General features: G+C 68.0%; 10 protein-coding genes. 8 read left to right on the forward strand and 2 right to left on the reverse strand.

Annotation, left to right across the window (positions count from 1 at the left end; translation table 11 throughout):
• The first annotated feature begins 36 nt into the window (after positions 1-36).
• Positions 37-321: a hypothetical protein gene (locus tag METFAM1_RS0107325; RefSeq protein WP_019918958.1), complete on the forward strand. Its 285-nt coding sequence runs from the start codon at positions 37-39 to the stop codon at positions 319-321.
• Positions 322-356: 35 nt separating this feature from the next.
• On the opposite strand, the gene METFAM1_RS21005 is transcribed toward METFAM1_RS0107325, so the two are convergent.
• Positions 357-533 carry a hypothetical protein gene (locus METFAM1_RS21005; protein WP_019918959.1) on the reverse strand — a complete coding sequence of 59 codons (177 nt, stop codon included), beginning with the start codon at positions 531-533 and terminating at the stop codon, positions 357-359.
• Entirely contained in the window at positions 530-1,738 is a 1,209-nt protein-coding gene (locus tag METFAM1_RS0107335) for a PepSY-associated TM helix domain-containing protein (protein WP_019918960.1), read from the reverse strand. The genes METFAM1_RS21005 and METFAM1_RS0107335 overlap by 4 nt, the downstream gene beginning before the upstream one ends.
• A 150-nt stretch (positions 1,739-1,888) precedes the next feature.
• Between METFAM1_RS0107335 and METFAM1_RS0107340 the strand changes: the two genes are divergently transcribed.
• From METFAM1_RS0107340 to rsxG, 7 genes are all read left to right on the forward strand, one after another.
• Complete coding sequence (locus METFAM1_RS0107340; protein WP_232419678.1) at positions 1,889-4,072, forward strand: TonB-dependent receptor; 2,184 nt, start codon at positions 1,889-1,891, stop codon at positions 4,070-4,072.
• A 163-nt stretch (positions 4,073-4,235) separates the two neighbouring features.
• A complete protein-coding gene (locus tag METFAM1_RS20130; protein WP_019918962.1) occupies positions 4,236-7,151 on the forward strand; it encodes a bifunctional diguanylate cyclase/phosphodiesterase in 2,916 nt (971 codons plus the stop codon).
• A gap of 164 nt (positions 7,152-7,315) precedes the next feature.
• Positions 7,316-7,894, forward strand: a complete 579-nt coding sequence (rsxA, locus tag METFAM1_RS0107350; protein ID WP_019918963.1) for an electron transport complex subunit RsxA — start codon at positions 7,316-7,318, stop codon at positions 7,892-7,894.
• A complete protein-coding gene (gene rsxB, locus METFAM1_RS0107355) occupies positions 7,891-8,469 on the forward strand; it encodes an electron transport complex subunit RsxB (protein ID WP_019918964.1) in 579 nt (192 codons plus the stop codon). The genes rsxA and rsxB overlap by 4 nt, the downstream gene beginning before the upstream one ends.
• Positions 8,469-10,184: an electron transport complex subunit RsxC gene (gene rsxC / locus METFAM1_RS0107360; RefSeq protein ID WP_019918965.1), complete on the forward strand. Its 1,716-nt coding sequence runs from the start codon at positions 8,469-8,471 to the stop codon at positions 10,182-10,184. The genes rsxB and rsxC overlap by 1 nt, the downstream gene beginning before the upstream one ends.
• Before the next feature lie 41 nt (positions 10,185-10,225).
• The gene (locus METFAM1_RS0107365) at positions 10,226-11,230 is read left to right on the forward strand and encodes an RnfABCDGE type electron transport complex subunit D (RefSeq protein WP_024300548.1); all 1,005 of its coding nucleotides are present in this window, start codon (positions 10,226-10,228) and stop codon (positions 11,228-11,230) included.
• Positions 11,227-11,958 carry an electron transport complex subunit RsxG gene (gene rsxG / locus METFAM1_RS0107370; protein WP_019918967.1) on the forward strand — a complete coding sequence of 244 codons (732 nt, stop codon included), beginning with the start codon at positions 11,227-11,229 and terminating at the stop codon, positions 11,956-11,958. Before METFAM1_RS0107365 ends, rsxG begins: the two co-directional genes overlap by 4 nt.
• The last annotated feature ends 152 nt before the right edge of the window (positions 11,959-12,110 follow it).

The following is a 12,110-nucleotide window of genomic DNA, read 5'->3' on the forward strand; positions in this document are numbered from 1 at the left end:
GGACCAGGCCGAATACCCGCGGGCGATCGGCAACCGATGACGCCCATCGATCTCACCATGACATCCAAGAGCCGACCACGATCACGACGGATTCTGTCCCCCGGGGTCATTCTGCCGCTCGCGGCGTCGCTGCCGTTCTTCTGGCTCTGGTACGCGCGCTATCTCATGATCGAGTTCAACGAACTTGGCCGCCACTACGACGCGGCAACGCAGACCGTGCATACCGATGCGGCCTTCGTGTGGTGCCTGCCGGCGCTGGGATTCCTGCTGATTGCCGTGGTCAATCTGGTGCATGCAGCGAGACGCAAGGCCTCGCCCTGACAGAGCGCTGTGTTGACGAGCGGGACGCCGTCAGCTCATCGTCTGGCGAGACTGAAATACCCGCACAGCCCCACCGGCACCGCCAGCAGCGCCCACGACAGGGCGTCCCAGCCGTCGTCGCCAACCAGCGCCGACAGCAGTCCGATGGCGGTCAGTACGGCGATCAGCAGCGGCCAGCGGAAAATGACGGTATTCGATCTGGCGCCTTTCATGTGCCACCCTGGGCGGTGCTCACTGCAGGAGTGACGCTGACGGGCGCCGCGGCCGCGTGTCTGTGCTTGCGCCACCACAGCACGAGCCCGCTCCACAACACGACGACGGTGACGAGGTCGAGCAGCGCCCACAGGATTTTCAGCGGCAGGCCGCCGTAGTCGCCGAAGTGCAGTGGCTGCGACACCAGCAGCGCGGTGGCGTACCAGGGGCGCGGCTTCGTTTCGATCACCGCTGCGCTGACCGGATCGACCAGCACCGCCTTCAGCAGCTTCGCGGTCAGCGGCGTGTCGCCGTGCAGGAAGACGGCGTAATGCGAGGGCGCGGACAGCAGCGTGCCGGGAAAGGCGACCGTGGCGACGGCCATGCCCGGCTCGGCGGCGAGTGCGGCATCGACCAGCGACTGCAGCGGCGCCACACTGCCACCGCTGCCGGCTGCGGCACCGCCCGCAGTCTTCAGCGCGGCAACCTGTTCCGCCTGCCACGCCTTCAGGATGAGGTCGGCCCAGGTGTTGATGACGCCGGTGCCGCCCACGACCAGCGCCCAGGTGACGGTGACGATGCCCAGCATATTGTGCATGTCCAGCCACCACAGTTTCGTCGAGCGGCCGCGACGTACCTCGCCGAAGTCGAGCTTGCGCATGAAGGGGGCGTACAGCACGACGCCACTGACCAGCGCGACCACCAGCAGCAGGCCCATGAAGCCGAGGAACAGCCGGCCCGCCAGACCGGCGAACAGGTCGACGTGCAGGCGGTACATCAGGTGCATGAAACCCTCGTCGAAGCGCGGCTCGCCGAGGATTTCGCCGGTGCGCGCATCGACCACCGAGAACTTCGCCTGCGTCTCGTCGGTGTCCGGCCGGGTGTCCATCTTGACCACCCACATGTCCGGCTCGTCCTCTTCCTTGAACAGGTAGAGCGGTACCAGGTCCGGGTGGTGGCGGCGCGCCGATTCGACGATGCGGTCGACCGGCAGATGCGCGGTGCCGGCAGCCATTTCCGGCGCCTCGATGTGCTTGCCGAGTGCGTGGTCGATCTCGTGATAGAAAACCAGCGGCAGACCGGTCAGACACAGCAGCAGCATGAACAGCGTGCACACCAGACTGGACCATTTGTGCACCCACACCCAGCGCTGCAGCGAGGTGGCGCGGGGGCGTGCGGCGGACGTACAGGAAGCCGTGGCGGTGTCGGGCGTAACGGATTTCATCGATGGACGGGGCCGGACTCGGGGTAGCAGGGATACGACAGTACGCCGCGACGGTGTGCAAAAAGTCGCAAAAAACACAAAAACAAGAACGATTCGTAATACGATTCGTTGCTCCCGATTCTACCTCAGCACCCCGTGCCCTCCGCCGCAATGAAAAACGCCCCTGCTTTCCCGCGCCCTCCCCTCGCGCTCGCCATCATGGCGGCGCTCGCCAGCACCGTCGCTCACGCCCAGCAGACCGAAGATCCGTCGGCGCCGATCACGCTGGCGCCGGTGGTGGTCGAAGCCAGCGCCGACGCGTCGGCCGCCGGCCTGCCGCCCGCCTTCGCCGGCGGACAGGTGGCGAAGGGTGCGCGTATCGGCATTCTCGGCAACCAGAGCACGCTGGACACCCCCTTCAGCACCACTGCCTACACGAACCAGCTGATCGAGGACCAGCAAGCCTCGGGCGTCGCCGAGGTACTGCGCAATGACCCGACCGTGCGCATTTCGCGCGGCTTCGGCAACTTCCAGGAGCTTTACGTCATCCGCGGTTTCCCGCTGTTTTCAGACGACATGGCCTACAACGGCCTGTACGGCGTGCTGCCGCGGCAGTACGTGGCAACCGAGTTCCTCGAACGCGTCGAGGTGCTGCGCGGCGCCAATACTTTCGTGAACGGCGCCGCCCCGGGCGGTACCGCGGGCAGCGGTATCGGCGGCTCGATCAATCTGGTGCCCAAGCGCGCGCCGAACGAAGACCTGACACGCCTGACCTACGGTCTGCAGACCGGCGGTCAGGACTACCTTGCGGCCGACGTGGCGCGCCGCTTCGGCGAAAACAAGGAACTGGGCCTGCGTGTGAATGCAGCCCGCCGCGTCGGCGGCACTGGCATCGACAACGAACGCAAGGACTTCGAAATGTTCTCGCTGGGCGCGGATTACCGCGGCCGCGACTTCCGGCTGTCGGCCGACGTCGGCATGCAGGACCAGAACCTGATCGAGGGCCGTCCGAGCCTCTTGCGCGGCGGCGGCCTCACGTTCGTCCCGCGGCCGCCGAGTGCATCGTCGAACTACTCGCAGCCGTGGATCTACTCCGGCGACCAGACCGTTTTCGGTACGGTGCGGGCCGAGTTCGACCTGAGCGACGTCACCACCACCTGGGTGGCCGTCGGCGCGCGCCGTGGCAAGGAACGCAACTCGCTGCCCTTCCACTTCCTCGACTCGAACGGCACGATCAATTCGAGTCGCTTCGACAACTATCGCGACGAGGTTGTGGTGACCGGCGAGGCCGGTATCCGTACCCAGGTGACGACCGGAGCGGTCCAGCACCGCCTGACGGCGTCGATGGCCGGCCACTGGCGCACCGAGAAGAACGAAAACGAGTTCGGCGCCGCCTTCGTCGACAACCTGTACGACCCGCAACCGGTTGCGCGACCGGGCGGTGCCCCCAATCCCGAGCTGAACTCGCCGCAGACGCAGCAGAAGACCCGCAGCTTCAGTCTGGCGCTCGCCGACACCATGGCCTTTGCCAACGACCGTCTGCTGCTCACGCTCGGCGCACGGCTGCAGAAGATCATCGACGTGCCCTACAACGACTATGCGGTGTTCGGCACCTCCTACGACAAGACCAAGCTCACGCCGGCGGTCGGTGCGGTATACAAGCTGACGCAGGAAATGTCGCTGTATGCAAACTACGCCGAGGCACTGACCCGTGGCGGCACCGCGCCGAACACCGCGGTCAATGCCAACGAGCGCCTGTCGCCCTTCGTGTCGAAGCAGACTGAAGCCGGCGTGAAGTACGAGGACAAGCGCTTCGGCGCCGGTCTGGCGGTGTTCTCGATCGAATTGCCGAGTGCTTTCGTCGGCGCCGACAACGTGTTCCGCGCCAGCGGCGAGCAGCAGAACACCGGCATCGAGCTGACGCTGTATGGCGAACCGCTGCCGGGCCTGCGCCTGCTCGGCGGCGCCACCTGGATCGACGCCGAACTGGAGCGTACCGCCGGTGGCACCAACGACGGCAACCGCGCAATCGGCGTGCCGTCCGCCCAGTACACTTTCGGAGTCGAGTGGGATGTGCCGCTGCTGCGCGGCCTGAGTCTGGACGCACGCACCATCTACACCGCGTCACAGTATTTCGATGCCACCAACACGGCGTCCATCCCGAGCTGGACCCGTTTCGACCTCGGCGCGCGCTACATCACGCGGGTCGCCGGCAAGGACGTCACCTTCCGCGCCCGCGTCGACAATGTGAGCGACCGCGCCTACTGGGCGGCTGCCGGCGGCTACCCCGGCTCCAGCTATCTGGTCCAGGGCGCGCCGCGCACCGCCATGCTCAGCGCCACGGTCGATTTCTGACCTTCCCTCCTGGTTCGACCGCCACCCCGACAGCATGATCTGCCGGGGTGGCCGGGCAGCTTGACCGGCTGCAACATAAGCAATAGCGTGCGTTCCGTGCTCAAGGCCCTGCTTCCGGGGGCCGTTTACCCTGGACCCACGCGAAGCCGGCCCGGTCATCGACATGCCCACACAAAACGCCGAATCCGTCGACGCTGCCGCCGGCCTGCGCTCGCCGGCGACCGTCTGTCTGGTCGCCCTGCTGCTGATGGTGTTCGCGGCCCTGCTGCCACCGATCCCGCTGTTCGAGGGCCGACATGGCGAGATGCTGGCCTTCCACCTGCTGCTGGAGACTTTCTCCGTCGTGGTGTCGGCACTGGTGGTCATCATGTCCTGGCACCGCTTCGACCAGGCGGGCGACTACGCGTCCAACACGCTCATCTTCGGTTTCTCGGTGGTCGCCGGCTGCGACCTGATCCATGCGCTGACCTACGCCGGCATGCCGGCGCTGCTGACCGAGAGCAGCACGGCGAAAGCCATCTTCTTCTGGCTGGCCGGCCGCTCGTTCGAGTTGCTGACCGTCGCGCTGGTGGCGGCGCGCATCGCCCTGCCGGGCTCACGCAGCGGCTGGCTGGGACTCGGCCTGCTCGCCACTTGTGCGCTGTTCGCGGCCGGCACCTGGTTCCTCGACCTCTTTCCGGTGACTTTCGTGCCCGGCGTCGGCGTCACCGCGTTCAAGGCCGGCTTCGAGTACGCGCTGTGCGCCGGCAATCTGGCGGTGGCCGGCTGGCTGTTCTGGCAGAACCGCATGGCGCCCGACCCGCGCACCCGCTACCTCGCCTGCGCCTGTTTCGTCATGGGCATCGGCGAACTGGCGTTCACCAACTACACGACGGCGTCGGACTTCATGAACATGTTCGGCCATCTGTACAAGATCGCCGCCTACGCCTTCGTCTATCGCGCCACCTTCGTCGTCGGCCTGCGCGAGCCCTACCAGTTGCTGCAGCGTTCCGAACATGCGCTGCGCGATCGCGAACGCGAACTCGACACGATACTGTCCAATGTGCCGGCCGACATCGCGCGCATCGACCGCGACCTGCGTTTCCGCTATGTGAACCCGATGCACGAATTGCACCTGGGCCGCGCCGCTCGCGACATTGTCGGTCGCACGGTGGACGACGTGATGCCGCCGCAACTGGCCGGACAGATGCGGCCGCGGCTGGCCGAGGCGCTGCAGGGGCAGCGCGTGGAGTTCGACTGCCATTTCACCGGAAACGACGGCAACGCCGTCCACCTGTCATCGACCTTGGTGCCGGAGCACAGCGCCGACGGCGGCATCGACAGCGTGGTGCTGATCCTCAACGACACTACCGAGCGCGAGCGTGCACAGCGCCGCGTGCTCGACTCGCTGCGCGAGGTCGGTGAGCTGAAGGCGGCGCTGGACGCACACGCCATCGTCGCGGAAACCGATGCGCGCGGCGTCATCACGCGGGTGAACGACAAGTTCTGCGAAATCTCGCAGTACGCGCGCGAAGAGCTGGTGGGGCGCAGCCACCGCGTCATCAATTCAGGCACGCATGCGCCGGGCTTCTTCGCCGACATGTGGAAGACCATTTCAAGCGGGCTGGTCTGGCATGGCGACATCTGCAACCGTGCGAAGGACAGCTCGCTGTATTGGGTGCACACCACCATCGTGCCGCTGGTCGACGCCGACGGCGTGCCGCAGCGCTACATCGCGATACGCGCCGACATCACGACGCGCAAGAAGGCCGAGCAGGAGGCGCAGCGGCTGGCCTTCCACGACGAACTGACCGGTCTGCCCAACCGTCGCCTGATGAATGACCGGCTCGACCAGGCCATCGCCAGCGCCGCACGCGAGGGGCAGCACGGCGCACTGCTGCTGATGGACCTCGACAACTTCAAGGAAATCAACGACACGCTGGGCCATGCCCAGGGCGACGCGCTGCTGCGGCAGATGTCTGCGCGACTGCAGGCCTGCGTACGCGACAGCGATACGGTGGCGAGACTCGGCGGCGACGAGTTCGTCGTCATCCTCGGCAATATCGGCAGCGATCTGGAGACCGCCTCGCTGCGCGTCGGCGAGATCGGCGAGAAGCTGCGTGAAGCGCTGGCGGCCGAATGCGACCTCGGCGGACAGATGGTCAGTTCCACCGCCAGCATCGGCGCCGTGCTGTTCGACTGCGCCGAAGACCGCGCCGACGAACTGCTGAAGCAGGCCGACATGGCGCTGTACAAGGCGAAGGAAAGCGGTCGCAACCGGCTCAGCTTCTTCGACCCGGCGCTGCAGGAGAACACCACCGCCCGCGCGCTCATGCTGCGCGACCTGCGTGGCGCGCTCGAGCGCGGCGAACTGCGCCTGCACTATCAGCCGGTGACCGACGCCGAGCGGCGCATCACCGGCGTCGAGGCGCTGGTGCGCTGGCAGCACCCGGTGCGCGGCATGGTGTCGCCGGCCGCCTTCATTCCGCTGGCCGAACAGAGCAACCACATCCTGCCGATCGGCCAGTGGGTGCTCGATACCGCCTGCACCCAGCTGCGCGCCTGGGCCGACGACCCGCTGCGCGCACAGTGGACGATCGCGGTGAACGTGAGCGAGCGGCAGTTCCACGAATCCGGCTTCGTCGGACGGGTCGAGCAGGCACTGGCCGACAGCGGCGCCGATCCGCGCCGGCTGCGGCTCGAACTGACCGAGAGCATGCTGCACCGCGACCTCGACATGACGCTGGCCACCATGCGCGCGCTGCAGCAGCGCGGCGTGCGCTTCGCACTGGACGATTTCGGCACCGGCTATTCCTCGCTCGCCTACCTGAAAAAGCTGCCGCTGGACCAGCTCAAGATCGACAAGAGCTTCGTCGACGAAGTACTGAGCGACCCGCACTCGGCCGCCATCGTTCGCACCATCCTGTCGCTGGCCGACAACCTCGGCCTGACCGTAGTGGCCGAAGGCGTCGAAACCGAGGCGCAGATGGCCTTTCTGTCCGCGCACGGCTGCGACGCCTTCCAGGGCTACCTGCTGAGCAGACCGCTGCCGGTGGAGCAATTGCCGGACCGCATCGGCGTCGCACCGGCGCTGGCCTGAAAAGCGCCGGACGCCCGCTCCAGCCGGCGGTTCTGTCCACATAACCGCCGGCCGACGCCTGCGGCAGCTTGAGTGCTGCGCTGCAGTGCCGGATAATCCGCCGGCTACGCGGTGCATCCTGCGCCGCGGCCTGCGGAAAACCTCCGGCGACCTTTCGCCCCGTCATGACGAGTTACCTGTTCATCCTGCTTGGCACCGCGCTGGTCAACAACGTGGTGTTCGTGCGCATCCTCGGCCTGTGCCCTTTCATGGGCGTGTCGAAAAAGCTCGAAACCGCGATCGGCATGGGCCTGGCGACCATGTTCGTGCTGACGCTGGCCTGTGGTTCCAGCTATCTGATCGACACCTTCCTGCTCAAGCCCTTCGGCCTGGGCTATCTGTCGACGCTGAGTTTCATCGTCGTCATCGCCGCCATCGTGCAGCTGACCGAACTGGTGATCCAGAAGACCAGCCCGCTGCTGCACCAGGTGCTGGGCATCTACCTGCCGCTGATCACCACCAATTGCGCCGTGCTCGGCGTGCCGCTGCTGAACCAGGCGGCGCGCCACAACCTGCTGCAGTCGCTGCTGTTCGGCTTCGGCTCGGCGGCCGGTTTCGTGCTGGCGCTGGTGCTGTTCGCCAGCATCCGCGAGCGGCTGGACGGCGCCGACATCCCGGTGCCCTTCCGCGGCAACGCCATCGCCATGATCACTGCCGGCCTGATGAGCCTGGCCTTCATGGGCTTCGCCGGGCTCGACTCATGATTTCCGCACTGCTCGTGATGACCGGTCTGGCGCTCGCGCTGGGCGCCGCACTCGGCGCCGCGTCGGTGCTGTTCAAGACCCAGGGCGACCCGCTGGTCGACAAGATCGACGCGATACTGCCGCAGACGCAGTGCGGCCAGTGCGGCTACCCCGGCTGCAAGCCCTACGCCACCGCAATCGCCGGCGGCGAGGCGGACATCAACCAGTGCCCGCCCGGCGGCGACGAGGGCGTGCGCAAGCTGGCCGACCTGCTGGGCCGCGAATACAAGCCGCTGAATGCCGAGCACGGCGTCGAGAAGCCGAAGGCGGTGGCGGTGATCGACGAAGCCACCTGCATCGGCTGCACGCTGTGCATACAGGCCTGTCCGGTCGATGCCATCGTCGGCGCCGCCAAGCAGATGCACACCATCGTTACCGACCTCTGTACCGGCTGCGAGCTGTGCGTACCGCCCTGCCCGGCCGACTGCATCGACATGGTGCCGGTGGCCGAAACGGTGGAAACCTGGAAGTGGCGTTACCCGGTGTTCGACCTGAAACCGGTGGCGACCGAGACTGCAGCGAAGGAAGCGGCCTGATGCTGCGCAAACTGTTTTCGTTCAATGGCGGCGTCAAGCCGGACCCGAACAAGGGCGCGTCGACGCGCGAACCGATCGCCCGCCTGCCGCTGCCGCCGCAGCTGATCATTCCGCTGCACCAGCACATCGGCGGTACGCCGCGCCCGCTGGTCAAGGTGGGTGACCGGGTGCTGCACGGCCAGCGCATCGGCGCGGCCGACGGCAATGTGTCGAGCGCGGTGCACGCGCCGACCTCGGGCCACGTGGTGGCGATCGAACCGCGGCTGATGCCGCACGCCTCGGGCCTGTCGTCGATGGCGGTGGTGATCGAACCGGACGGTCAGGACCAGCGCATCGAGCGCGAGCCCTTCGACTGGCACGCGGCATCACCGGGCGAAGTGCGCGACTACCTGCGCGACGCCGGCGTGGTCGGTCTTGGCGGTGCGGTCTTCCCCAGCCACCTGAAACTGGCGCCAGGCAAGGCTGGCGGCACCGACACGCTGGTGCTGAACGGCGCCGAGTGCGAGCCCTTCATCACCTGCGACGACATGCTGATGCGCAGCGAGGCGGAGGACATCCTGCGCGGCGCGCTGGTGATGCAGAAGATGCTGGCGGCAAAGCAGGTGCTGGTCGGCGTCGAGGACAACAAGCCTGAAGCCGCCGCCGCGCTGAAGGCCGCCGCTGCGGCGCTCGCTCACGCCTCGCTCGACGTCGTCGTGGTGCCGACGCGTTACCCGGCCGGCGGCGCCAAGCAGCTGATCCGCGTGCTGACCGGCATCGAGGTACCGCACGGCAGCCGCTCGACCGACTACGGCGTGCAGTGCTTCAACGTGGCGACCGCGCTCGCCGTCTGGAACGCACTCGAACACGGCGAACCGCTGACCCGCCGCATCGTCACCGTCGCCGGCAATGTCGATCGCCCACGCAATTTCGACGTCGCCATCGGCACACCGATCGGCTTCGTGTTCGAACACGCCGGCCTGAAGCCGGACACCGACAAGCTCATCATGGGCGGCCCGATGATGGGCATTCCGCTGCCCGGCGTCGATGCACCGGTCGTGAAGGCGACGAACTGCCTGCTCGCCTCTTCGCCGGCGCTGTTCCCGCCGCCCGAGCCGGAACTGCCCTGCATCCGCTGCGGCGAGTGCGCGCGCGCCTGCCCGGCCGACCTGCAGCCGTTCGAGCTGTACTGGCACTCGCGCGCACGCAACTTCGGCCGCGCGCAGGAATATCACCTGTTCGACTGCATCGAGTGCGGCTGCTGCGCCTATGTGTGCCCGTCACACATTCCGCTGGTCGACTACTACCGCTACGCGAAGAGCGAAATCTGGGCGCGCGAGCGCGACAAGGACGCCGCCGATTCGGCGCGCGAACGCTTCGAGTTCCGCAACTGGCGCGCCGAGCGCGAGAAGGAAGAGAAGGCGGCCAAGCTGGCGGCGCGCAGCGCAGCCAAGCCGGCCGCGAAGCCTGCCGCCACCGACAAGCCGCCGGCTGAGGGCGACACCGCCGCCACGCCCGCGGAAGACCCGAAGAAAGCCCTGATCGAAGCGGCGATGGCGCGCGCCAAGGCACAGAAGGAAGCGGTCGCGGCAAAGAACACCGACACGCTGACGCCGGCCCAGCAGGCCCAGGTCGAGGCCGCCGAGGCGCGGCGCAAGCTGGCCGCCGACATGGTGGCCACGGGAGACGGCGAAACGACGCGCGCAACCGCAACCGCGGACAAACCGACGGAATGACACCGGGGCGCGCCAGCCGCGCCCCCTCACGACGGAACACGATGTACAACTCACCCTACCTTCGCCAGAACACCAGCGTGCGTCGCGTCATGACCACAGTGCTGGTCGCCATGCTGCCGGCCATCGCGGTGCAGAGCTGGCTGTTCGGCGCCGCGCTGCTGGTGCAGATCGCGCTGGCCAGCGTCACCGCACTCGCCTGCGAAGCCCTGATGCTGGCGCTGCGTGGTCGCCCGGTGGCACCGGCGCTGACCGACATGAGCGCTCTGGTCACCGCCTGGCTGATCGCCGTCTGCCTGCCGCCGCTGCTGCCCTGGTGGACCACGGTGCTCGGCACCGCCTTCGCGCTCATCATCGGCAAGCACCTGTACGGCGGCCTCGGCCAGAACCCGTTCAACCCGGCCATGCTGGCCTACGCGCTGCTGATCGTCAGCTTCCCGGCGCTGATGTCGCAATGGCCCGGCCTCAATGTCGGCGACTTCGCGACGCAGATGGACTGGGTGTTCGGCGGCGCGCGCGCGCTCGACGGCGTCACCGGTGCCACGCCGCTGGATGCACTGCGCACCGGCCTGATGACCGGCGGTGACGCCGCCGCCGTGATGCGCTCGACCGCCTTCGGCCACATTGCCGGCGCCGGCTGGGAGTGGGTCGCGCTGGCCTGGGGCGCCGGTGGCCTGCTGCTGCTGGCGCTGCGCATCATCACCTGGCACGTACCGGTCGCCTTTGTCGCGGTGATGTCGCTGGTGTCGGGCATCGCCTCGTTGATAGACCCCGCGCAGTTCGCCGGCCCGGCCTTCCACCTGCTGGCCGGCGGCGCGATGATGGGCGCCTTCTTCATCGCCACCGATCCGGTGTCGGGCGCGACCACGCCGCGCGGCAAGCTCGTCTTCGCCGCCGGCATCGCGCTGATCGCCTGGCTCATCCGCGCCTTCGGCGCCTACCCGGACGGCATCGCCTTCGCCGTGCTGCTGATGAACATCTGCGTGCCGCTGATCGACATGAAGACGCAGCCGCCGGTGTTCGGCCACAAGAACGGAGGCGCGCCATGAGCGACGAGGCGCAGACGCCGGTGGTCGACGAAGCGCTGGCCGCCGCCGAACTGGCGCCGGAACCGCCGGCACCGACCGCGGCCGGCAGCGCGATGCGCTCGGCCGCACTGCTGGCCGTGTTCACGCTCGCCTTCACCGCGTTGATGGCGCTCACCCACGACGCCACCGAAGCGCCGATACAGGCCTCGGTCGAAGCGCGCCGGCTGGAGCTGATCGGCCAGGTGCTGCCGCGCGCCGACTACGACAACGCGCTGCTCGAAGACACCGTGCAGCTGTCCGCCCTGCCCGCGCTCGGCATCGACGGCCCGGTGACGCTGCATCGCGCACGTCGCGGCAGCGAGCCGGTCGCGCTGGTGTTCGAAGCGCAGGCGCCGGACGGCTACAGCGGCGCCATCCGGCTGCTGATGGCAGTGCGCGCCGACGGCACGCTGGGCGGCGTGCGCGTGGTCGCGCACAAGGAAACGCCGGGGCTGGGCGACTACATCGACCCGGCCAAGGACCGCGCGTCGCCGAAGTGGATCAGCCAGTTCGCCGGCCGCGACACCGCGCAGGCGGCCAGCTGGACGGTGCGCAAGGACGGTGGCGATTTCGACTACATGACCGGCGCCACCATTTCGCCGCGCGCGGTCGTCCGCGCCGCCGGCCGCGCCGCCGCCGCCATCGCGCCGGTACGCGACGCGCTGTTCGCACTGCCGGCCGGCGCCGCGGCGGACAAGGTGTTCGAATGAACGCGCGCCGCATCGCGGCCACAGGTCGCTCCCACACCTTCGGCGCCTGCCCGCCCTTGTGGGAGCGAGCTTGCTCGCGATGCCAGCCTGCATCGAAGCCGCAAGCGGCCGGACATCGCCGCCACCTTCACCGCGCGGCAAACACATCGGGG

Origin of the sequence: Methyloversatilis discipulorum, from assembly GCF_000527135.1 — a bacterium.
Classification (GTDB): domain Bacteria; phylum Pseudomonadota; class Gammaproteobacteria; order Burkholderiales; family Rhodocyclaceae; genus Methyloversatilis; species Methyloversatilis discipulorum.